At 69.2% G+C, this 23065-nt stretch carries 19 protein-coding genes; 15 read left to right on the top strand and 4 right to left on the bottom strand.

Features of this window, described 5'->3' with window-relative positions; all coding sequences use genetic code 11:
• Nucleotides 1-2 precede the first annotated feature (2 nt).
• The 3 genes from B3S45_RS13665 (at nt 3) to B3S45_RS13655 (ending at nt 4481) form a co-directional block, all read left to right on the top strand.
• Nucleotides 3-2174: a DEAD/DEAH box helicase gene (locus B3S45_RS13665; RefSeq protein WP_286721272.1), complete on the top strand. Its 2172-nt coding sequence runs from the start codon at nt 3-5 to the stop codon at nt 2172-2174.
• 103 nt (nt 2175-2277) lie between these two features.
• Complete coding sequence (locus tag B3S45_RS13660; protein WP_071045745.1) at nt 2278-3306, top strand: 6-phosphofructokinase; 1029 nt, start codon at nt 2278-2280, stop codon at nt 3304-3306.
• Nucleotides 3307-3536: 230 nt separating this feature from the next.
• On the top strand, nt 3537-4481 hold the full coding sequence (locus B3S45_RS13655; RefSeq protein ID WP_286721269.1) for a hypothetical protein: 945 nt from the start codon (nt 3537-3539) through the stop codon (nt 4479-4481).
• Between the two features lie 164 nt (nt 4482-4645).
• Here the strand turns inward: B3S45_RS13655 and B3S45_RS13650 are convergent, their stop codons facing one another.
• Nucleotides 4646-6763: a S9 family peptidase gene (locus B3S45_RS13650; RefSeq protein WP_286721267.1), complete on the bottom strand. Its 2118-nt coding sequence runs from the start codon at nt 6761-6763 to the stop codon at nt 4646-4648.
• A gap of 44 nt (nt 6764-6807) precedes the next feature.
• Here B3S45_RS13650 and B3S45_RS13645 point away from each other — a divergent pair, with 44 nt between their 5' ends.
• The 3 genes from B3S45_RS13645 (at nt 6808) to B3S45_RS13635 (ending at nt 9872) form a co-directional block, all read left to right on the top strand.
• On the top strand, nt 6808-7713 hold the full coding sequence (locus B3S45_RS13645) for a phosphodiesterase (protein ID WP_286721265.1): 906 nt from the start codon (nt 6808-6810) through the stop codon (nt 7711-7713).
• A gap of 119 nt (nt 7714-7832) precedes the next feature.
• Complete coding sequence (locus B3S45_RS13640; protein ID WP_194383402.1) at nt 7833-9374, top strand: aspartate ammonia-lyase; 1542 nt, start codon at nt 7833-7835, stop codon at nt 9372-9374.
• Nucleotides 9375-9422: 48 nt separating this feature from the next.
• A complete protein-coding gene (locus B3S45_RS13635) occupies nt 9423-9872 on the top strand; it encodes a DUF4190 domain-containing protein (protein ID WP_286721263.1) in 450 nt (149 codons plus the stop codon).
• 7 nt (nt 9873-9879) lie between these two features.
• Here B3S45_RS13635 and B3S45_RS13630 read toward each other — a convergent pair whose 3' ends face one another.
• Entirely contained in the window at nt 9880-10749 is an 870-nt protein-coding gene (locus B3S45_RS13630; protein WP_286721261.1) for a fumarylacetoacetate hydrolase family protein, read from the bottom strand.
• 53 nt (nt 10750-10802) lie between these two features.
• Between B3S45_RS13630 and B3S45_RS13625 the strand changes: the two genes are divergently transcribed.
• The 4 genes from B3S45_RS13625 (at nt 10803) to rpsO (ending at nt 13698) form a co-directional block, all read left to right on the top strand.
• Nucleotides 10803-12035 carry a PrsW family intramembrane metalloprotease gene (locus B3S45_RS13625; RefSeq protein ID WP_286721260.1) on the top strand — a complete coding sequence of 411 codons (1233 nt, stop codon included), beginning with the start codon at nt 10803-10805 and terminating at the stop codon, nt 12033-12035.
• 151 nt (nt 12036-12186) lie between these two features.
• A complete protein-coding gene (locus tag B3S45_RS13620; RefSeq protein ID WP_071045683.1) occupies nt 12187-12555 on the top strand; it encodes an FKBP-type peptidyl-prolyl cis-trans isomerase in 369 nt (122 codons plus the stop codon).
• A 130-nt stretch (nt 12556-12685) separates the two neighbouring features.
• Nucleotides 12686-13249 (top strand): YceI family protein, encoded by a 564-nt coding sequence (locus B3S45_RS13615; protein ID WP_071045684.1) that lies wholly within the window; start codon nt 12686-12688, stop codon nt 13247-13249.
• A 179-nt stretch (nt 13250-13428) separates the two neighbouring features.
• The gene (gene rpsO / locus B3S45_RS13610; protein WP_071045685.1) at nt 13429-13698 is read left to right on the top strand and encodes a 30S ribosomal protein S15; all 270 of its coding nucleotides are present in this window, start codon (nt 13429-13431) and stop codon (nt 13696-13698) included.
• A 75-nt stretch (nt 13699-13773) separates the two neighbouring features.
• Here rpsO and B3S45_RS13605 read toward each other — a convergent pair whose 3' ends face one another.
• A complete protein-coding gene (locus tag B3S45_RS13605; RefSeq protein WP_286721258.1) occupies nt 13774-14907 on the bottom strand; it encodes an acyltransferase family protein in 1134 nt (377 codons plus the stop codon).
• Nucleotides 14908-15042: 135 nt separating this feature from the next.
• Here B3S45_RS13605 and B3S45_RS13600 point away from each other — a divergent pair, with 135 nt between their 5' ends.
• Nucleotides 15043-16239: an LLM class flavin-dependent oxidoreductase gene (locus B3S45_RS13600; RefSeq protein ID WP_071045686.1), complete on the top strand. Its 1197-nt coding sequence runs from the start codon at nt 15043-15045 to the stop codon at nt 16237-16239.
• 1 nt (nt 16240) lies between these two features.
• Nucleotides 16241-16894, top strand: coding sequence for an FMN reductase (locus B3S45_RS13595; protein WP_286721256.1), 654 nt, complete (start codon nt 16241-16243; stop codon nt 16892-16894).
• 6 nt (nt 16895-16900) lie between these two features.
• On the opposite strand, the gene B3S45_RS13590 is transcribed toward B3S45_RS13595, so the two are convergent.
• Nucleotides 16901-17482, bottom strand: a complete 582-nt coding sequence (locus B3S45_RS13590; protein ID WP_286721254.1) for a DedA family protein — start codon at nt 17480-17482, stop codon at nt 16901-16903.
• 152 nt (nt 17483-17634) lie between these two features.
• Here B3S45_RS13590 and B3S45_RS13585 point away from each other — a divergent pair, with 152 nt between their 5' ends.
• The 3 genes from B3S45_RS13585 to B3S45_RS13575 all read left to right on the top strand — a co-directional run bounded on the left by B3S45_RS13585 (nt 17635) and on the right by B3S45_RS13575 (nt 22979).
• Nucleotides 17635-19608 (top strand): glycosyltransferase, encoded by a 1974-nt coding sequence (locus B3S45_RS13585; protein WP_286721252.1) that lies wholly within the window; start codon nt 17635-17637, stop codon nt 19606-19608.
• A gap of 52 nt (nt 19609-19660) precedes the next feature.
• Nucleotides 19661-20440: a fructosamine kinase family protein gene (locus tag B3S45_RS13580; protein ID WP_286721251.1), complete on the top strand. Its 780-nt coding sequence runs from the start codon at nt 19661-19663 to the stop codon at nt 20438-20440.
• Between the two features lie 262 nt (nt 20441-20702).
• A complete protein-coding gene (locus B3S45_RS13575) occupies nt 20703-22979 on the top strand; it encodes a polyribonucleotide nucleotidyltransferase (protein ID WP_286721249.1) in 2277 nt (758 codons plus the stop codon).
• Nucleotides 22980-23065: the final 86 nt, after the last annotated feature.

Below are 23065 nucleotides of genomic sequence, written 5' to 3'. Positions count from 1 at the left end.
GCATGCCGACCTCGGCACCCGCCGCACAGACTTCCGCCGCGCGTCGTCGCAAGTCGTCGTCTTCCCGACGCGACGATGAGGCGCCGCTGATCCCGATCCTCGCCCGCAAGGTGCGCGAGGTCGAAGCCAAGGCCCAGCGCGGAAAGCTCGGCCCCACCAACCGTGTCAAGTTCCAGGTGATCGCCTTTCTCGTCCGCGAGGAGCGCGCGCGGGTGAAGGCCGACACTGCCGTTGCCGACTCCGCGCGGGCGGAGCTGCTCAAGCGCCTCGACGGCGTCGCGACGATCCTCGCGAAGACCGCCGCGCGCGACACGTCGCTCATCCAGCTGCTCGAGGCCGACCAGGCCACGTCGCCGGTCGCCAAGCGCATGCGACGGGACTGGCTGCTGGAATCGGGCGCCGAGCTTCCGCCGGACGAGCTCATCATCACCGACGTCGCTCCCGTCGCTCCGACGGTGGTGCCGCCCGCGCTCGCCGACCGGCAGGTCGTGCCGGCCGGGATCGAGTCGCGCCAGATGGCGAATCCGTTCCTCGCACCCGACCTCACCATGCGCGCGCCCGTGCCGAGCCCGCGTCGTCGGCTCGACGGCTGGGAGCTCATGGGACCGCTGTACAAGGCGTTCGAGACCGGTGCCGGCGGAGCGAGCGCATCCATGGAGCTGCCTCCCGTGCCGGAGTTCGACCGCGTCTCGCCGCGGGGCCTCGAGGTGATGCCGCACCAGTCGCGTTTCCTCGAGGCGGTGCGCGACGGACACCGCAGCTTCCTCCTGGCCGACGAACCGGGTCTCGGCAAGACCGCCGAGTCGGTGCTGGCGGCCTCCGTGGCCGACACCTATCCGCTGCTGGCGGTCGTTCCCAATGTCGTGAAGATGAACTGGGCCCGAGAGGTCAAGCGCTGGACGCCGCACCGTCGCGCGACCGTGATCCAGGGCGACGGCGAAGACATCGATGCGTTCGCCGACGTCTTCATCGTCAACTACGAGATCCTCGACCGCCATCTGTCATGGCTCGGCTCGATCGGTCTGAAGGGCATGGTCGTCGACGAGGCGCACTTCATCAAGAACCTCACCTCGCAGCGCTCGCGCAACGTGCTCGCGCTCGCCGGGCGCATCCGCGAGCAGGTGCGCGACCCGCTCATGATGGCCCTCACCGGAACGCCGCTCATCAACGACGTCGAGGACTTCGATGCCATCTGGCGCTTCCTCGGCTGGACCAACGGCGAGAAGCCGGGCCCCGATCTGATGGCGAAGCTCGACGCGACCGGATTCACCCCTGCCGACAAGGCGTTCTACCCCGAGGCGCGTGACGCGGTGATCTCGATGGGCATCGTCCGCCGCAAGAAGAAGGACGTCGCGGCGGACCTGCCCGACAAGCTCGTCGCCGATCTGCCGGTGGAGCTCGACGACGAGTTCGGTCGCTCCATCCGCGAGGCCGAGCGCGAGCTCGGCGCGCGCCTGGCCGATCGCTACCGCCGTATCGTCGATGCCCGTGAGAACGCCCGCTCCGGGGCGGCCCTGGCTCCGGGCGAGGTCGACGACGACATCGTGCGGCTGGTCGCGCAGAACGAGCTCGACGAGTCGAAGGCGGCGGGTTCGGGGAGCGAGAACGTCTTCACGATGGTCCGTCGCATCGGACAGGCCAAGGCTCAGCTGGCGGCGGACTACGCGCTGCAGCTGCAGCGCTCGGTGGGCAAGGTGGTCTTCTTCGCCAAGCACATCGACGTGATGGATGCCGCCGAGGCGCACTTCGCCGCATCCGGCCTGCGAAGCGTTTCGCTCCGGGGCGACCAGACCTCCACGGCGCGCCAGGAGGCCATCGACGCGTTCAACAACGACCCCGAGGTCGGTGTCGCGGTCTGTTCGCTGACCGCCGCGGGCGTCGGCGTGAACATGCAGGCCGCGTCGAACGTGGTGCTGGCCGAGCTGTCGTGGACCGCTGCCGAGCAGACGCAGGCGATCGACCGCGTGCATCGGATCGGACAGGACGAGCCGGTGACCGCGTGGCGCATCATCGCCGCCCACACGATCGACACGAAGATCGCCGAACTGATCGATTCCAAGGAGGGATTGGCGCAGCGTGCCCTGGACGGGCAGGCCGTCGATCCCGGTTCGAGCGACTCCGTGCAGCTGTCGGCCCTGATGCACCTGCTGCGGCAGGCGCTCGGCGCCGCCTGAGTCCTCCGCATCCGACCGACCGTGTGGCAGCGGGAGTCCGCGGCCACTAATGTCGGGTGAGGCAGCGTCGCCCAGCATCATCCCGACGATTGAGGACCACAGCATGAAGATCGGAATCCTGACCAGCGGCGGCGACTGCCCGGGCCTGAACGCCGTCATCCGCGGCGTCGTGCTCAAGGGCACCACCACTTACGATCTTGAGTTCGTCGGCATCCGTGACGGCTGGCGGGGCGTCGTGGACGCCGACTTCTTCCCGCTCACGCGTCACGAGGTCAAGGGCCTGTCCAAGGTCGGGGGCACGATCCTCGGCACCAGTCGCACGAACCCCTACGAGGGTCCGCGCGGAGGCGCTGAGAACATCGCCAAGACGATGTACGGCCACCGCCTCGACGGCATCATCGCCATCGGCGGCGAGGGAACCCTCGCCGCCGCGGACAGGCTGTCCAAGGACGGCATCAACGTGCTCGGCGTGCCGAAGACGATCGACAACGATCTGCGTGCCACCGACTACTCCTTCGGCTTCGACACCGCGGTGAACATCGCCACGGACGCGATGGACCGCCTGCGCACCACCGGCGATTCGCACCAGCGGTGCATGGTCGCCGAGGTCATGGGCCGTCATGTCGGATGGATCGCCCTGCACGCCGGGATGGCCGCCGGGGCCCACGTCATCTGCATCCCCGAGGTGCCGATGTCGATCGACGAGATCTGCGAACAGGTCACGAGCGCCCACGCCCGCGGCCGAGCGCCTCTCGTGGTCGTTTCGGAGGGGTTCAAGCTCAAGGACATGGACGAGGCCTACAGTGACAAGGGTCTCGACGCCTTCAACCGGCCGCGCCTCGGCGGCATCAGCGAGCTCCTCGCGCCCGAGATCGAGCGGATCACCGGTGTCGAGACGCGCGCGACGGTGCTCGGCCACATCCAGCGCGGCGGATCGCCTTCGGGCTTCGACCGTGTGCTCGCGACGCGTCTCGGCCTGCACGCCGCCGACGCCGTCATGGACGAGGCATGGGGTCAGATGGTCGCGATGCGCGGCACGGAGATCGTCCGGGTTCCCTTCGCCGACGCGCTCGGTGAGCTGAACACCGTTCCCCTCTCCCGCTACGAGGAAGCCGCCGCCCTCTTCGGCTGACCACTCGCCCCTCCGGCGCATGTGCCGTCCGCGCCTCCCGGCGTGCCCCGCCTCCCGGCGCGCCCCCGCCCGAGCCACCACAGCATGTCCCCATTTCGGTCCCTCTCAGGCCTGAGACCGACCTTTTCTGGGACATGATCGGCCCTGCACAGGGGGCGGCGCTGCGTTAACTCTCCACAATGGGATGCTGACCGTGCCAGGACTGTCGGGCGGCGAGCAAGCCTCGGAGCATGAAACGGCCCTCCGAGCTCCCCGACATGCTTGCCGCCGCGTTCAGCGTGGCGAGCGCATCCGAGATCGGAGTCGGCGACGGTCGGCTCCGCGGTCGCGACCTCGGTCACCCGTTCCACGGCGTTCGCACTCGGCACCCTGTGCTGCCCGATGCGCAGATTCGCGAGCTCTGCCGTGCCTACGTACCGCGTATGGCTGAGCACCAGTTCTTCAGCCACGAGACCGCGCTCGCGCTCTCTGGGCACTCGATGCCCGGATGGCCGTACCGGCCCGGCATCCACGTCTCGACCCACCGGCCCCGTCGCGAACCCCGGACTCGCGGCGTCGTCGGGCATCGACTTCAGGCCCGCGAGTCTGCGGTCCGCACCACGCGGGACGGGCTGCCCGTCGAGGACCCTGCACGCGCGTGGCGTCAGTGCGGGTCGCTGTGGGTCCTCGATGATCTGATCGCGGCGGCCGACTCGCTCGCCTTCGACGCGACGCAGGGGGCGTCGCGGATGCAGCTCCGGGACGAGATCGAGATCATGGGCGACGTGCGGGACGGACTGCTGCGGCGTGCGCTCGCGGAGGCGCGTGACGGCGTCCGATCACCGCGCGAAACCCGGTTGAGGCTCCTGCTCGTGCGAGCCGGGCTGCCGGAACCCGAGATCAATTGGGTTCTGCGCGATCACCGCGGCGTCTTCGTCGCCGAGCTGGACCTCGCCTACCCGCGGTGGAAGGTCACGCCCGAATACGACGGGCGTGTGCACGCCGAGGACGCCGCGCAGTTCGCGCGCGACGCCGACCGGTGGGAGGCGATTCGTCGCGCTGGCTGGCGTCATGTCCGCTGCCTCGACCATCACGTGCGGGGTCGAGGCATCCCCGCGGTGCGTCTGGTCGTCGCGGCCCTCATGGAGGCCGGCTGGACACCACCACGCACCATGTCCCAATATCTGCTGCCCTGAGGCCGCTTGGGCGCAGAGAGTGGGACACGCATCCTCTCGCCGCCGGAGCGTGTCCCACTCTCGGCTCTCATGGCGGCTCATGAGGACAGAAATTGGGACATGCCGGGGTTGGGGATGCGCGGCCGCCGGGGTGAGGGGATGCGCGGTGGGGGAGGCGGGGTGGATCAGGTGGGATCGGCGACGCCGAGGGTGTCGAAGATCCAGGCGAGCTCGTAGGCGCGCTCCTGCCACGAGTTGTAACGGCCGCTGACGCCGCCGTGACCGGCGACCATCTCGCACTTGAGCAGCGCGTCGGCTCCGACGTCGCGCAATCGCGCAACCCACTTCGCCGGCTCGACATAGAGCACACGGGTGTCGTTGAGCGAGGTGACGGCGAGGATGCGCGGATACGTGACGCCCTCGCGCACGTTCTCATAGGGGCTGTAGGACTTCATGTAGGCGTACACCTCGGCATCGTGCAGCGGGTCGCCCCACTCGTCCCATTCGATAACCGTCAGCGGCAGCGTCGGATCGAGGATCGTCGTCAGCGCGTCGACGAAGGGGACCGCGGCCAGGATGCCGGCGAACAGCTCGGGGGCGAGGTTGGTCACGGCGCCCATCAGGAGCCCGCCGGCCGATCCGCCCTCGGCGACCATGCGCTCGGGCGTGGTGTATCCGCTGTCGACGAGGTGACGCGCGCACGCGACGAAGTCGGTGAACGTGTTGCGCTTGGCCAGGAGCTTCCCGTCCTCGTACCACTGCCGGCCCATCTCACCGCCGCCGCGCACGTGCGCCACCGCGAACACCACACCGCGGTCGAGTTCGCTCAGCCGTGCGATCGAGAACCCCGGTTCGATCGAGTGCTCGTATGAGCCGTAACCGTAGAGGTGAACGGGGCGAGGGGTCGCGCCGGCCTCGCCGAACGAACGCTTCCAGACGAGTGAGATCGGGATGCGCGTGCCGTCTTCGGCGTCGGCCCACACCCGCGCCTGCGCGTAGTCGCCGGGCTCGTATCCGCCGAGGACCGGCTGGCGCTTTCGCAGGAGGAGCGATCCGGTGGCGACGTCGTAGTCGTAGACGGTCCCCGGCGTCACGAACGAGCCGTAGCCGATCCGCAGCACGGGCGGCGCCCACTCGGCGTTCCCGCTCGTGCCGGCCGAGTAGAGCGGCTCGTCGAACGCGATCTCCGAAACGGACCCGGAGACGTAGTCGAGCATCCCGAGTCGCGCGAGGCCTTCGCGACGGTAGCCGATGACCGCCCAGTCGCGGAACGTCGACAGCCCGAGCAGTCGCGTGCCCGGCGCATGCGGCAGCACGATCTGCCGCTCTCCGGTCGGGTCGTCGGCGGCCACGCGCACGAGCTCGAAGTCGAGCGCATCGCTGTTGTGGAGGATGTACAGCACGTCGTGACCGTCGACGACGGCGTGCGAGACGTCGTATTCGACGCCCTCGGTGCGGGGCCACACCACCTGCGGCTCGGCGCCGAGGTCGTCGGCGGGCACGAGCCACTGCTCGGAGGTGACGGAGGACCCGGCCTCGATCACGAGGAAGCGCTCGCTGCGGGTGAATCCCGCCCCCACCCAGTAGCGCTCGTCGGGTTCGTGGTGGAGTCTGCGGTCGGCCGAGACCAGCGTGCCGATCTCGTGGAGCCAGACGGTGTCGGGCCGCCAGGCGTCGTCGACCGTGGTGTAGACGATGAACCGGCCGTCGGGGGAGAACTCCGCGCCGGCGAACGTCTCGGGGATCACGTCCGGCAGGTGACGGCCGGTGGCGAGCTCGCGCACGCGGATGGTGTACCGCTCGTCGCCGGCGACATCGACGCCGTAGAGCAGGAGGGACCCGTCCGCGGAGACCTCGAAGCTGCCGAGGGAGAAGAACTCGTGGCCCTCGGCCTCGACGTTGCCGTCGAGCAGAACCTCCTCACCGGGCACGGGCTCGTCGGGGTGGAGTTCCGGCGGGGTCCAGTCGTCGGGAGAAGTGAGCGGTGCGCGGCACTGGATGCCGTATTGCTGGCCTTCGCGGGTGCGGCCGTAGTACCACCAGTCGCCCCGGCGGATCGGTACAGAGAGGTCGGTCTCCAGCGTGCGCGCCTTGATCTCCTCGAAGATGCGTGCGCGCTGGGCCTCCAGATGGGCCGTGCGCGCATCCGCGTAGGCGTTCTCGCGCTCAAGGTGCGCGATCACCTCGGTGTCGTCCTTGTCGCGCAGCCACTCGTAGCGGTCCTCGACGTCGTCGCCGTGATGGCTGCGGATGACGGGACGGGCGGCGGCGCGGGGGAGGGGCGGCTCGAGGGTGTCGGTCACCCCTCCACGGTAGCCCGTCGGTGCCCTGGCCTAGGCTTGGGCGCATGGTCGCCGCATCCGTGACGTTCGGTCAGCACGCCCCCGCCCAGCGCACGATCCTGCACCTCAGCGACACCCACTTCCTCGCGGGGAACGCACCGCTGGTGGGGGTCTACGACACCGCGGCGAACCTCGAGGCCACGCTTCGCCGGGTCGAGCGCCTGGGCACCCAGCCCGACGCGCTGGTGTTCACCGGCGACCTCACCGATCTCGGCGAGCCCGACGCGTACCGAGCCCTGCGAGCTGCGGTGGAGCCGATCGCCGAGGCACTCGAGGCACCGCTCATCTGGGTCGCGGGAAACCACGACGAGCGGGGTCCGATGCGGCAGCATCTGCTCGACCTCGACCCCACCGAAGAGCCCATCACGTCGGTCACCGACCTCGGCGGCCTGCGGATCATCGCCCTGGATTCGAGTGTCCCCGGTTGGCACCACGGTGAGCTGGATGCCGGGCAGCTCGCGTGGTTGGCCGAGATCCTCGCCGAGCCCGCCCCGCTGGGCACCCTGCTCGCTCTTCACCACCCGCCGCTGCCGTGCCACCTGCCGGTCTTCGACATCCTGGAGCTGCGCGACCAGCCGGCGCTCGCCGCCGTCATCGCCGGCACGGATGTGCGGGGAATCCTCGCCGGGCACCTCCACTACTCCACGTCGGGAACGTTCGCCGGCGTGCCGGTGAGCGTCGCCGCGGCGACCTGCTACACCATGGACATCTCTCGTCCCGCGGTCGAGGTCAACGGGATGGATGCCGGTCAGTCCTTCCATCTCACGCACGTGTACGCCGACACCGTCACCCACTCCGTCGTCCCGGTCGTCGAAGCCCCGTCCGGCGACTTCTTCTCGCAGCAGTGGGTCGACCGCATGGCCGCGCTCAGCCCGCACGACCGCCTGGAGGCGTTCTCCCGGAAGCGCTGACCGTCCGCGGCGTACAGCGGCCATGGTCGGTCCCGCCGCGATGTCCATCCGGGTCGCTACGGGGGCCGAGTAGGCTCGGCATCGTTCCACCTTGCCGTGCCGACCCACGAGGATGACCCATGGCCCAGGACGCGACGACGCGCACCCGTATCGAGACCGATTCGCTGGGATCCCTCGAGATCCCGATCGATGCCTACTGGGGGATCCACACCGCCCGGGCGATGGAGAACTTCCCGATCTCGAAGCGTCCCATCTCGGTCTACAAGGATCTGGTGATCGCGCTCGCGATGGTCAAGCAGGCGTCAGCGCGGGCGAACCGTGAGATCGGCGTGCTGAACGCCGAGCGCGCCGACCTGATCGATCGTGCCGCCCAGCGGGTCATCGACGGCGACTTCCACGACCAGTTCGTGGTCGGCGTCGTGCAGGGCGGCGCGGGCACGTCGACGAACATGAACGCCAACGAGGTCATCACCAACATCGCCCTCGAGATGGCGGGACGTGAGAAGGGGGACTACGCGTTCCTCTCGCCGATCGACCACACCAACCGGTCGCAGTCCACGAACGACGTCTACCCGACGGCGGTGAAGATCGGGCTGAGCCTGGACCTGCGGAGCCTGCTGGAAGAACTCGACCTGCTGCGCCGGTCGTTCCTCGACAAGGCCGCCGAGTTCCACGACATCCTCAAGGTGGGGCGAACGCAGCTGCAGGATGCGGTTCCCATGACCCTCGGGCAGGAGTTCCACGGGTTCGCCACGACCCTGGGGGAGGACCACAAGCGGCTCACCGAGAACGCGTACCTGATGTTCGAGATCAACATGGGGGCCACGGCGATCGGCACCGGGATCACGACCCACCCGGGGTATTCCCCGGCCGTCCTGCGCCATCTGCGCGCGATCACCGGACTGGATCTCGAGCTCGCCACCGACCTCGTCGAATCGACCAGCGACACCGGCTCGTTCATGTCCTTCTCGGCGTCGCTCAAACGCAACGCGATCAAGCTGTCGAAGATCTGCAACGACCTGCGTCTGCTGTCGTCGGGTCCGCAGGCCGGCCTGGGAGAGATCAACCTTCCTCCGCGACAGGCCGGCTCGAGCATCATGCCGGGCAAGGTGAACCCCGTGATCCCGGAGGTCGTGAACCAGATCGCCTTCGCCGTCGCCGGCGCGGACACCACGGTCACGATGGCGGTGGAGGGCGGCCAGCTGCAGCTGAACGCCTTCGAGCCGATCATCGCGCACTCGATCTTCCAGTCGATCACCTGGATGCGACGCGGCATGCACACCCTGAGGGTCAACTGCATCGACGGCATCACGGCGAACACCGACCGTCTCGGTGCGATGGTGGGCGCCTCGGTCGGGGTGGTGACGGCCCTCACACCGTTCATCGGCTATGCGGCGTCGGCGGCGCTGGCGAAGACGGCTCTGCTGACGGGGCGCAACATCGCCGATCTGGTGGTCGAAGCGGAGCTCATGACCCGCGAGGAGGTGGCCAAGCAGCTCTCGCCGGCCCGTCTGTCGGGCCTCGAGGCGGTGACGTCGGCGATCCCGATCGCGCAGCCGGCCGAGAACCTCGTCTCCCCGGCGGATTCGCGCGGCCGCGACGTCAGCGCCGAGGGGAGTGTCGCGGCTGATCCGTTGCCGCCGGTCACACGGGACCGATAGCGTTCCGAGGAACGACGCCGCACCGCGCGGCCGCGAGGGAGGAAGACCGTGTCCGATCCGCAGAACCCCGTACCCCCGTCATCCCGTGGCGACGACGCCGCGACGCCGCGTGAGCCGTCGAGTGCGTATCCTCCGCCTGCCCAGCCCGGCGGTTATCCTCCGGCGCCTCCGGCGGCGGACGGGGCGCACGACGCGCCCGCCCCGTCCTCCGCCCCGACGCCCGGGAAGACCCTCGGCATCGTCGCGCTGGTGCTCTCGTTCTTCGTGCAGTTCGTCGCCCTCATCCTCGGCATCGTCGCGCTCGTGCAGAGCCGCAAGGCCGGTGCGAAGAACGGCTTCGCCGTCGCCGCCATCATCATCAGCTCCGTTCTGATGGTGATCGGGATCATCATCGCCGTCGTGCTGATCGCCGCCCTCGGCCCGCTCCTCGCCGCCTGCGGAGAGCTCGGACCGGGCGTGTGGGAGCTCACGGACGGCACCGTCATCACGTGCGGCTGACCGCTCGTCAGTCGAGGATGCGGCAGTGGGTCGTCAGCTCGCCGATCCCGTCGATCCCGACGGTGACGGTGGAGCGATCGCGCAGGAAGACCTGCGGGTCGCGTGAATAGCCGGCGCCTCCCGGGCTTCCGGTCGAGATGAGCGTGCCGGGCAGGAGGGTGGCGGCGCGGGACAGGTGCGAGACGAGCGTCGCGACGGGGCGCACCATCTGCCCCGTCGAGCCGTCCTGCAGGAGGTGGCCGTCGAGCCGGGTCCAGATGTGCAGGTTCTGCGGATCGGGCACTTCGTCGGCGGTGACGGCGAACGGACCGACCGGCGTGAAGCCGTCGAACGACTTGCACCGCGACCACTGGGCCTCGGAGTACTGGATGTCGCGCGCGGTGATGTCGTTGACGACGGTGTAGCCCCAGACGTGCGAGAGGGCGTCTTCGGGTGAGACATCCTTCGCGGGGGTGCCGATGATGACACCGAGCTCGGCTTCGTAGTCCACGGACTCGCTGAGTGCCCGTGGCCAGCTGGTGGTGCCCTCATGACCGGCCAGCGAGTTCGGCCAGAGCACGAACACCGTCGGCGTCGAATCGGTCTTCAGCCCCAGTTCGCTCGAGTGGGCGGCGTAGTTGAGGCCGATCGCGAGGATCACCGGCGGCGTCAGCACAGCGGGCGCGAAGGAGAGGCCCGCGATCGGGTGCCGCGTTCCGCTCGGCGAGGCCGTGGCGGTGCGGATGCGCCTCAGGAGCTCGTCGCCGCCGGCGATGAGCTCCTCGAGGGTGCGCGGCGCGCCCTCGAACAGCTCCGCCACCTCGATCACGGCGTCGGCGTCGGCGACGACCAGGCGGGGCTCCGATGACCCGGGACGGACGACGTGGGCGAAGCGCATGATCTCAAGGCTATCGCCGAGGGTGCGGTCACGGTCGCCCGTAGGCTGTGTCCATGACGCATTCCGCGCCGTCGTCCGATCCGTCGCGCCCGTCGCTGACGCCCCCTCCCTTCCACTCGCCGTTCGAGCAGCCCGACGTGGCATCGGGCGCGCCGATCCCGCGCGCCGACGCCCCCGCCGCTCCGATGCCGCAGGGGCGTGCCGTGTCGCCGCGCTCCGGTCGCTCGGCGCCGTTGTGGGTGCTCGGCGTGGTCGTGCTGGTGGCGGTCGCCGTCGTGGGCTATTTCCTCAACGCCCTCGGCCCCGTCGCCTCGGTCATCGGCATGATCCTGGCGTTCGTCCCTCTCGCCGTCGTCTTCTTCGCGGTGCGAATCATCGATCGCTGGGAGCCCGAGCCGAAGGGTCTGGTCGCCGCCGCGATCGCGTGGGGCGCCTTCGTCGCGATCGGCATCACGCTCGGGTTCGATCTCGCTCTGCTCTTCGCCTTCGGGCCGGACTCGTCCTTCGTCGCCGACGTCGTCGCCCCCGTGGTCCAGGCGCCGATCGTCGAGGAGGTCGCCAAGGGGCTCGGGGTGTACGTGATCTTCCTGAGCGCGCGGCGGGCCTTCGACGGTCCCGTCGACGGCATCGTGTACGGCGCGCTGGTCGGCGCGGGATTCGCCTTCACCGAGAACATCCAGTACTTCGCCGTGAGCTTCATCGAGGGCGGAGCCGCCGACACCACCGCGACGTTCTTCGTGCGAGGCATCCTGTCACCGTTCGCGCACGTGATGTTCACGAGTGTCACCGGCTTCGCGCTGGGCCTGGCCGCGCGCCGGGGTGCCCGCGCGGGAGCGGCCTTCGGCCCGTGGCTGCTCGGGCTCGGCGGAGCCGTGCTGCTGCACGCGTTCTGGAACGGCTCTGCCGTGTTCGGCGACTTCTTCGCTCTCTACCTGACCCTTCAGGTCCCGCTGTTCATCGTGTTCATCCTCGGTCTGGTGGCGCTGCGGCGCGAGGAGGCGCGGCTGACCCGCACCCGGTTGGCCGACTACGCGGCGGCAGGGTGGTTCACCGAGCAGGAGGTCGACATGGTCGCAACCGGACGCGGACGCAAGGCGGCCCTCCAGTGGGCCGGCACCCTCCGGGGCGATCGCACCGAGATCATGAAGGGGTTCATCCGCGACGCGACGGCGCTCGCCGCCGCGCGCCAGCGTGCCATCAGCGGCCGCGACCCCCACGCCGCACAGGATGAGCAGGTGCTGCTGCATCGCACCACGGCCGCGCGAGCGGCGATGTTCGCGCCCTGACGCGAAAGACTCAGCGCCCGGTGCCGCGGCGATGCCTGCGTGTCTCCCGAGCGCTGAGTTGGTCTGATCTCAGGATGCCCTTGTGCTTTCGGGGTGTCAAGAGCCGTCGTTCCGGCACCCGGCGCCGCGCGCGACGTGTTTGGATGGACACATGACTGCAGACCTCACCAAGCCCGAGATCGACGCTCCTCAGGGGCCGGCTCCTGCGGAGCTCGTCGTCCGCGACATCGTCGTCGGAGACGGCGCCGAGGCCAAGCCTGGTGACACCGTCACCGTTCACTACGTCGGCGTCGAGTACGACAGCGGGGAGGAGTTCGACTCGTCCTGGAACCGCGGTGAGACGATCCAGTTCCCGCTGCGCGGTCTCATCCAGGGCTGGCAGGACGGCATTCCGGGCATGAAGGCCGGCGGGCGTCGCGAGCTCGTCATTCCGCCGCACCTCGCCTACGGCCCCGCCGGCGGCCACTTCCTCGGCGGCAAGACGCTCATCTTCGTGATCGACCTCATGCAGGTCGGCTGACAGACCTGAGAAAGAAGCGGATGCGGTTGCATCCGCTTCTTTTTTCATTCACGGGAATAGACGGCGCGGAATGGCGTTGAGACCCCTGAGCCGTCGCGGCGGCGGCTGGACAACGACACGAAGGATGACGATGACCGAAACGACCACGATCGAGGTTCCCGGCTACAAGGCGGGGACCTGGGTCCTCGACCCGTCCCACAGCGAGGTGACCTTCTCGGTCCGCCACATGATGATCTCGAAGGTGCGCGGCACCTTCGGTGTGAAGAGCGCGACGATCACCGCGCCGGAGAACCCGCTGGCGGCGTCTCTGACCGCGACCGTCGACGTCGCCTCGATCAACACCGGCGACGAGGGACGCGACACGCACCTGCGCTCGGGGGACTTCTTCGACGTCGAGACCTACCCGACGATCGACTTCGTCTCCACGGGTGTGCGCTACGACGGCGGTGACTTCCTCGTCGACGGCGACCTCACCGTGCGCGGCGTCACCAAGCCGGTGACCTTCGAGGTCGAGTTCGGCGGCTTCGGAACCGACCCGTGGGGCAACTACAAGGCCGGCGCGACCGCCAAGACGGTCATCGACCGCGAAGAGTTCGGCCTCACGTGGAACGCCGCCCTGGAGACCGGCGGGGTCCTCGTCGGCAAGGACGTGACGATCACCCTCGATCTGCAGGGTTCGCTGCAGCAGGACTGAGCCGCTCTCACGGCATGGCGACGGGGCGGGGAGCGCATCTCCTCCGCCCCGTCGTCGCGTCAACGGCGGCGGCACAACGCTGGTAGACTGTTGCGGTTGCCGTTGGATCGGCCGCGGATAAAGAGAGCTCACGCATCAGGCGTCGGGCACCGCGCAACAAGCAGAGAGGGGATCACTTTATGGCACTGGAAGCAGACGTCAAGAAGGCGATCATCGAAGAGTACGCGACGCACCCCGGTGACACCGGATCCCCCGAGGTGCAGGTGGCGCTCATGACGCGGCGCATCACCGACCTGACCGAGCACCTCAAGGGACACAAGCACGACCACCACTCGCGTCGTGGTCTGTTCCTGCTCGTGGGTCAGCGCCGTCGCCTGCTCGGCTACCTCCAGGACGTCGACATCGAGCGCTACCGCGCGCTGATCGGTCGTCTGGGGCTTCGCCGATAAGAGCCACCGCGTTCAATCGTCTTCTCGAAGGGCCGTCCACGGTGTGGGCGGCCCTTCGTCGTGCGCTCCGTCCGGTCAGCCGCTGCGACCACGGCGTGACCCGGTCGGGTCATCGCGACGGCCCACGTCGGCGAGGGTCGCATCCGCGAACAGCCACGACGGGCGCGGCTCGACGAGGGGGCGGAACACCTTTCGTACGGGAGAGGTCGCCAAGCCCAGGGAGATGAGCACCGATGCGACGATGACGATGGGGAGCCACAGCCATGTCGGGTCGAGGCCTCGCAGGACGCCCGATTCCCGGAACGGGTAGAGCACGAACGAGTGCAGGAGGTACACGTACATCGTGTACTGGCCGAAGTGCGTCCACCAGTGGCCGTCGCGCGGGATGAGCGCGAAGAAGGCGAGGCTGAGGATGAGCGCGACGATCATCAGCAGGAGGCGCACGCCGCCCGCCCACCACCCGGTTTCGCCGATGGAGGCGTAATCGTCGTCGTAGAACAGCCACTGGCGCAGTTCCATCGCCTGCCAGATGTCCAGGAAGTACCACGCGGCCCATCCCGCGACGGCGAAGGCGGCCACCGAAGCGGCGGTGACCCACCATCGCACGCGCAGCAGTGCGAAGCGCTCGACCAGACCCCGTTCGTGCACCCACCATCCGAGGGTGAAGAAGGGGAGCAGGCCGAGAGTGCGTGAGAGCGAGAAGGTCGAGTCGATGTTCGGCACATATCCCACGCCGATGCTGATGACCATCGTCCACAGCAGCGGCCAGCGCAGGAGGGCGAGGTAGGGAAGCACGAGCCGGAAGATCGCGAGTGCCAGGAGGAACCAGAGCGTCCACGACGGCTGCGTGATGTTGGGGTTCGCCTGCCCCTCGACGAGCAGCTTGGTGATCGTCCACAGGCCCTCGAAGACGAGATACGGCAGCACGATGTCGGTGAGGACGCGCACCATCTGGCGCCTGCCGGGAGGGTCGGACTTCGAGAAGTATCCCGAGATGAGCGCGAACGCCGGCATGTGGAAGGCGTAGACGAGCAGATACAGGCCCAGCGCGATGTCGGAGTCGTAGGTGAGGCGCTGGATCGCGTGGCCGAGCACGACCAGCACGATGCATGCGAACCGCGCGTTGTCCCAGAAGGGGACGCGGCGTTTGCCCGAGGACGTTCGGACGGATCCGGTCGCGGGTGGCGGGGGAGTGGTGGCATCGCTCATGTCGAGAAGGACACCCTATCGCCGGGAATACCCTGGAGCGTACGGCGTTCCACAAGATACATTCACTTGCATAAATCGGATGCCACCCGCATCCGGAGGATCGGAGAGATCGTGGACGACACCACGTGGCCTGGAATGCAGTTCGGCATCTTCACGGTGAGCGACATCACCGAGGACCCGACGACCGGTCGGACCCCCAGCGAGGCGGAGCGGATCCGCGCGACACTGACGATCGCCCGTCACGCCGAAGACGTCGGGCTCGACGTCTTCGCGCTGGGCGAGCATCACAACCCGCCGTTCTGGTCGTCGTCGCCGACGACGGCCCTCGCCTACATCGCGGCGCAGACCGAGCGCCTCGTGCTCTCGACCGCGACGACCCTCATCACGACGAACGACCCGGTCAAGATCGCCGAGGACTTCGCCATGCTGCAGCATGTCTCGGGCGGCCGCGCCGACGTGATGCTCGGCCGCGGGAACACCGGGCCGGTCTATCCGTGGTTCGGCAAGGACATCCGCCAGGGACTTCCGCTCGCGATCGAGAACTACGCGCTGCTGCACAAGCTCTGGCGCGAAGACGTCGTGGACTGGGAAGGTCAGTTCCGCACGCCGCTGCAGGGCTTCACCTCCACCCCCCGTCCGCTGGACGGCGTCGCGCCGTTCGTGTGGCACGGGTCGATCCGCACGCCGGAGATCGCCGAACAGGCCGCCTACTACGGTGACGGGTTCTTCGCCAACAACATCTTCTGGCCGAAGGAGCACTATCAGCGGCTCATCGCGCTCTACCGCCAGCGGTACGCCCACTACGGCCATGGGAGCCCCGAGCAGGCCATCGTCGGGCTCGGCGGCCAGGTGTTCATGCGCAGCAACTCCCAGGATGCCGTGCGCGAGTTCCGCCCGTACTTCGACAACGCCCCCGTCTACGGGCACGGTCCCTCGCTCGAGGACTTCAGCCAGATGACGCCGCTGACCGTCGGGTCGCCGCAGCAGGTCATCGACCGGTACGCGAGCATGCGCGAACACTACGGCGACTACCAGCGCCAGCTGTTCCTCATGGATCACGCGGGTCTGCCCCTGAAGACGGTGCTCGAGCAGCTTGACATCCTCGGCGGCGAGGTCGTGCCCGTCCTGCGCCGGGAACTGGCCGAGAACCGACCCGCCGCCGTGCCCGACGCTCCCACGCACGCGGCACGCGTCGCCGCGGCCGGGGGAGCCCGCGAGGCCCGGCCTCGCGCGAACCGGGGCGACAACCTCTCGGGCCCGAGCCCCTACCGGGACGTCCCCGCGGCGGCGGGCTCGTCCTTCGGCGCCGCTGCGGCACGACAGGGGGCGTGAGATGACCGACACCCTCCCGCGCCGCATCGCCGTCGTCTCCGCCGGCCTGTCCAACCCGTCCTCGACCCGCATGCTCGCCGATCGCCTGGCACGCGCAACGGTGGAGCAGCTGCGCTCGCGGGAGATCCCCGTCGACGTCGACACGTTCGAGCTGCGAGACCACGCCCACGACATCACGGACAACCTGCTGACCGGCTTCGCGCCTCCGAAGCTCGAGGCGATGATCAACGCGGTCGTGTCGGCCGATGCGCTCATCGCCGTGACCCCGATCTTCTCCACCAGCTACTCCGGCCTGTTCAAATCGTTCATCGATGTGCTCGACCCGGACTCGCTCACGGGCAAGCCCGTGCTGATCGGAGCCAATGCCGGCACGCCGCGCCATTCCCTCGCGATCGACTACGCCATCCGACCCGTGTTCGCGTACCTGCACACCCAGCCCGTGTCGACCGGCGTGTTCGCCGCATCGGGGGACTGGGGCGGAGCAGACGGGAACGCGGCGTCCCTGTCGAGTCGGATCACCCGAGGGGCCACGGAGTTCGCCGAGGCCATCGCGTCGCGACCGGTCGCCCGCTCGGCCGATCCGTTCGACCCGGCGACCTACCTCGGTGAAGGACGCTCCTTCGGTCACCTCCTGGGAGGTCTCGCCGGCGAGTGAGGTTCATCACGGCGCCGCTCGCCGTCGCGCCGCCAGGATGACATCGACGGCGACGCCGAGGGCGAGCGCGATCGCGACGGACACGACGACCGCGATCACGGGTCCCCCCGGCACCAGCAGCGCCACCACGGCGCCGACGAACGCCTGATACGACGCCCAGCCGGTGGCAGCGATCGCCGCTACCGTGAGAAACCGCGGCGCGGACACGCGGGTGGCGCCCGCGGTGAGGTTCACCGCGAGGCGAGCGAAGGGGATGAATCGTGCGGTGAAGACGATCACCGCCATGCTGCGGTCGAGGCGTGCGTGAGCCCACGACATCGCCGAGCGCACGCGGGGCGTCTGCATCCATCGGCGACGCTCGATGGTGGAGAAGCGGCCGACCGCATACAGGATGGCGTCGCCGGCGAATGCCGCAGCCGCGGCGACGAGCACGACGGCGAACACCGGCGGCTGCCCGGTCGAGACTCCCAGCGCTCCGAACGCGGTCACCGACGCCTCACCGGGGACGATCACGAGGAACGCGTCGCCGATGACCACCGCGAACAGCAGCGGCAGAGCCCACGGGCTCGCGGCGAGGGACGTCAGCATGTCGTCGAGCATGCGCGAAGAACTACCAGGCGCCGGTGAACGGCGACGGAACGCCGACGGCCGGGTGACATGCCGAGGTGCATCGGGTGAACAGTCGGCGACGACCGCGGGGAACGTCTCATGTCGCGGGCTGCGAGCCTCACCCTGGAGTCGTGAGAGTCGCGATCCTTGCGGAATCCTTCCTCCCGCACATGAACGGTGTGACCGGGTCTGTCCTCCACGTCCTGCGCCACCTGTCCGACCACGGACATGAGACGCTGGTCATCGCTCCGAAGGCCGGCGAGGTCGACGCCGACCTGCACGGCGCCCGCACGGCGCTCATGCGCTCGGTCCCCCTGCCCTCCTATCCCGACGTGCGCGTGGTCTTCGCTCGAGCAGCGACACTGGCCGCACTGCTGCGCGAGTTCGATCCCGATGTCGTCCACCTCGCTTCCCCGTTCGTCCTCGGCTGGCAGGGCATCGCCGCGGCCGACGCCTTGAAGATCCCGACGGTCGCCGTGTACCAGACCGACGTGATCGCCTACGCACAGCGGTACGGTCTTCCCCACGTGACGTCCCTCGTGGCCGCGCACATCACGCGCCTGCACCGGCGGGCCACGCTCAACCTCGCGCCGTCGACGTCGTCGATGACGCAGCTGGCCGGCCTCGGGGTCGACAGGGTTCGACTGTGGGGGCGCGGCGTGGACACGGATCGCTTCAGCCCTGCCCGGCGAAGCGATCCGTGGCGGGAGCGCGTCGCACCCGGCAAGACGATTGTCGGTTATGTCGGGCGTCTCGCGCCCGAGAAGCAGGTCGAGGACCTGCGTGCGCTCGCCGACCTCCCCGGTGTGCGCCTCGTCATCGTCGGCGACGGACCCTCGCGACCCGCTCTCGAGCGGGCGCTGCCGGGAGCGGTGTTCACCGGGCATCTCACGGGTGACGCGCTAGGTGAGGCGCTCGCGAGCTTCGACGTCTTCGTGCACCCGGGCGAGAGCGAGACCTTCGGGCAGACCATCCAGGAGGCACTCGCCAGCGGCGTTCCGGTCGTCGCGACCGGCGTGGGAGGACCCGTGGACCTCGTCCGCTCGAGCATCGACGGCTGGCTGTATCGACCCGGTGATCTCGACGACCTGCGCACGCGCGTGTCGGACCTCACCGGCGACGATTCCAAGCGTCTGGCCTTCGCCGCTGCCGCCCACGAGTCGGTGCGCGAGCGGTCGTGGGAGGCGATGGTCGGACGCCTCGAAGCACACTACGAGGATGCGCGGCGCCTTCGTCGCATCGACGACGCGTTGCTCGCGCGAGCGGCTACGCGGCCGTGGGCCCCGCTCGAGACCCGTGCCGCGCCGAGGTGGCAGCGCTTCGTCGCGCTCGGCGACTCGCTCACCGAGGGCCTGTGCGACTCCTCGCGCATGGCCGCCGGCGAGTATCGCGGGTGGGCCGATCGCCTCGCCGAGCTGCTGGCCTACGCAGGGGGAGGGGCGGGTCCCTTCCACTACGCCAACCTCGCTGTCCGAAGCCGTCGGGTGCGTCATCTGACCGAGGAGCAGCTGCCGCAGGCGCTCGCGATGAAGCCGGACCTCGTCTCGATCCTCATGGGGTCCAACGACCTGGTCGCGCGGAAGGGGCACCCCGTCGGCCTCGCCCGTGAGGTGGAGGTGGCGGTGCGCGCCCTTCGCACGGCCGGCGCCGACGTTCTGCTGGTCACGCCGTTCCTTCCTCGCCGTCGCGTCGCGCTGCTCTTCGCCAAGCGCTTCGCCGCCTTCAACTCGGAGCTCCGGCGCATCGCCGAGGAGACCGGAGCGATCCTGCTCGACCTCGAAGCGCTCCCCGCGATCGGCGACCTGGAGATGTGGGCCGCCGACAAGGTCCACCTGCGCAGCCGGGGGCACCGCTTCGTCGCGTATCGTGCCGCCGACGCGCTCGGGGTTCCCGACGCCGAGACCCTCGGCGGTCTGGATGCGGCCCTGCACGCCGACAACGACCCGGTGCTCACCGGCACCTGGTTCCGACGCGACGCGCTGCCCTGGATATGGCGTCGGCTGCGCGGCCGCACGGCCGGCGACGGCCTGCTGGCCAAGCACTCGGGCCTCGTCGACATCGGCCGCGGCGGCACCGGCGCGCGCGACCGCCAGCCCGCCCCCTGACCCGGCTGACAGCGGCGGCCTCTCGCCGGAGCGGCTGTGATTGCATGGTCGAATGCGAGAGGTCGTCAAGGAGAAGGCGGATGCGCCGGCGCGATTCTTCGAGGCCGAGGCGGCGGGGCTCCGCTGGCTGGGCGAGGCAGAGGAACGGGGCGGAGCACGCGTCGCCAGGGTGATCGAGGTCGCCGCAGGGCGCATCCGTCTCGAGCGCGTCGCCACCGCGCCTGCCGACCGTGATGCGGCCCGGGCCTTCGGCAGAGCTCTCGCCCGCACGCACGACGCCGGAGCTGCCGCCTTCGGCGCGCCGCCGAACGGGTGGGACGGTCCGCTCTACATCGGCCGGCTCGCCCAGCCCGCGTCCGCCGAGCGCAGCTGGGGTGCGTTCTACGCCCGAGACCGCGTCGAGGTGTTCCTCCGCCCCGCGGTCGACGCGGGCAACCTCGCCGCGGACGACGTGCCGCTCGTCGAGCGGGCGTGCGCGGTGATCGCCGACGGTGTGTTCGACGACGACGATCCGCCGTCTCGTCTGCACGGCGATCTCTGGAACGGCAACGTGCTGTTCTCGCCCGACGGGGTCGTGCTCATCGATCCGGCCGCTCACGGGGGCCATCGTGAGACCGATCTGGCGATGCTCGAGCTCTTCGGCTGCCCCCACCTTCAGGAGGTGATCGAGGGCTACCGGCTCACCCACCCGCTCCGGGAGGGATGGGTCCAGCGCATCCCGGTTCACCAGCTTCATCCGCTGGCCGTGCACGCAGTGGGCCACGGGCCGGCGTACGGCGCCGCGCTGGTCGACGCGGCTCGCCGAACGCTGGCGCTGTCCGGGCGTTCCTAGGTCGCACGCCGGCGCGCTGGTAGGCTCGTCGAGGTTGCCCCCGTGGCAGCCGCTCAATTCCATATGAGCTCACGGAGCAGGCCGGCAGGAAGCTGGTCCCCTGTGGTGGGTTCCCGATCAGGCGATCGGTGATCTTCGACTGGTGACCAGTGCTGGCGCGAACGCGGCGTCGCCGCGCGCTGAGATCTGCCTGTTCCTGCTCCTTCGCACGATCTCGCCGGCGAAACGCGCCCGCGAGTCTAAACAAAGAAGGAGAGACCTCTTGGAAGGTCCTGAAATCACCGCCGCCGAAGCCGTTCTCGACAACGGCCGCTTCGGCACTCGCACCGTCCGGTTCGAGACCGGGCGCCTCGCCCAGCAGGCGCAGGGTTCCGTCGCCGCCTACCTGGACGACGAGACCATGCTCCTGTCGGCCACCAGCGCGGGCAAGCACCCGCGCGAAGGCTTCGACTTCTTCCCGCTGACCGTCGACGTCGAAGAGCGCTCCTACGCGGCCGGCAAGATCCCCGGCTCGTTCTTCCGTCGTGAGGGACGCCCCTCGACCGAGGCGATCCTCGTGTGCCGCCTCATCGACCGGCCGCTTCGCCCGTCGTTCGTCTCGGGTCTGCGCAACGAGGTCCAGATCGTGGTGACCGTGCTCTCGATCGCGCCGGGGGAGTTCTACGACGCCCTCGCGATCAACGCCGCATCGCTGTCCACTCAGATCTCGGGTCTGCCGTTCTCCGGGCCGATCGCGGGTGTGCGCCTGGCGCTCATCCCGGGCCAGGGCGACAACGCCGACCAGTGGGTCGCCTTCCCGAAGGCAGAGCAGCTCGACGAGGCCGTGTTCGACCTCATCGTCGCCGGCCGGGTGCTGCCCGACGGCGAAGTGGCCATCATGATGGTCGAGGCCGAGGCCACCGAGCACAGCTGGAACCTCATCCGCGGCGGCGCGACCAAGCCGTCGGAGGAGGTCGTCGCAGCCGGGCTCGAGGCGGCGAAGCCGTTCATCACCCAGCTGGTCCAGGCGCAGAGCCAGGTCGCCGCCACCGCGGCCAAGGAGATCCAGGAGTACCCGGTCTTCCCGGCATACGCCCAGGAGACCTACGACTTCGTCGCTGCCCGTGCGTACGACGAGCTCGTCGGGATCTACCAGATCGCCGACAAGCAGGAGCGCCAGAACGCCGACGACGCCATCAAGGACCGCGTCAAGGCCGAGCTGATCGCCGCGACCGAGTCGGGCGAGCTTCCGGCCACCGCGCCGCAGGAGTTCTCCGCCGCGTACAAGTCGGTCACCAAGTTGATCGTCCGCAGCCGGATCCTGACCGAGGGTGTGCGCATCGACGGTCGCGGACTGGCCGATATCCGCCCGCTCGACGCCGAGGTGCAGGTCATCCCGCGCGTGCACGGTTCGGCGATCTTCCAGCGCGGCGAGACCCAGATCCTGGGCGTCACCACGCTGAACATGCTGAAGATGGAGCAGCAGATCGACTCGCTGTCGCCCACGACCAGCAAGCGCTACATGCACCACTACAACTTCCCGCCGTATTCGACGGGCGAGACCGGCCGTGTCGGCAGCCCGAAGCGTCGCGAGATCGGCCACGGCTTCTTGGCCGAGCGCGCACTCGTGCCCGTGCTGCCCAGCCGGGAGGACTACCCATACGCGATCCGTCAGGTGTCCGAGGCGCTCGGCTCGAACGGCTCGACGTCGATGGGTTCGGTCTGCGCCTCGACGCTTTCGCTGCTGAACGCGGGCGTGCCGCTGCGCGCGCCCGTCGCCGGCATCGCGATGGGTCTCGTCTCCGACGAGGTCGACGGCCAGACGCGCTACGCCGCGCTGACCGACATCCTCGGTGCCGAAGACGCTCTCGGTGACATGGACTTCAAGGTCGCCGGAACGAGCGAGTTCGTCACGGCCATCCAGCTCGACACGAAGCTCGACGGCATCCCGTCGTCGGTGCTCTCGGCGGCGCTCACCCAGGCGAAGGATGCGCGTCTGACGATCCTGAACGTGCTGAACAGCGCGATCGACGCTCCCGACGAGATGGCACCGACGGCACCGCGCGTCATCAGCGTGCAGATCCCGGTCGACAAGATCGGTGAGCTGATCGGCCCCAAGGGCAAGACGATCAACTCGATCCAGGACGAGACGGGCGCACAGATCTCGATCGAGGAGGACGGCACCGTCTACATCGGCGCGACCGACGGTCCGTCGGCCGAAGCCGCGCGTGCACAGGTGAACGCGATCGCCAACCCGACCAACCCCGAGGTGGGCGACCAGTTCCTGGGTACGGTCGTGAAGATCGCGACCTTCGGTGCGTTCATCTCGCTTCTGCCCGGCAAGGACGGCCTGCTGCACGTCAGCGAGGTCCGCAAGCTCGCCGGGGGCAAGCGCGTGGAGAACGTCGAGGATGTCGTGTCGGTGGGGCAGAAGCTCCTCGTGCGCATCACCAAGGTCGACGACCGCGGCAAGCTGTCGCTCGAGCCGGTTCTCGAGGACGCCGACCAGGAAGGCCGCGCTGCGGCCAACCCCGGCCCGGAGGCTCCTGCCGAAGGCTGATCCGCTTCCCGCAGCGAATGCCCGTCCCCATCCGGGGGCGGGCATTCGCCATTGACCGTGATGAAAGCGTTATGTATAGTTCACCG

It is taken from the genome of Microbacterium sp. UBA1612 (genome assembly GCF_002321605.1).
In the GTDB taxonomy this organism is placed as follows: Bacteria; Actinomycetota; Actinomycetes; order Actinomycetales; family Microbacteriaceae; genus Microbacterium; species Microbacterium luteum.
Note: the sequence above shows the minus strand (reverse complement) of the source record. Positions and strands in the feature narration are given on the sequence as shown.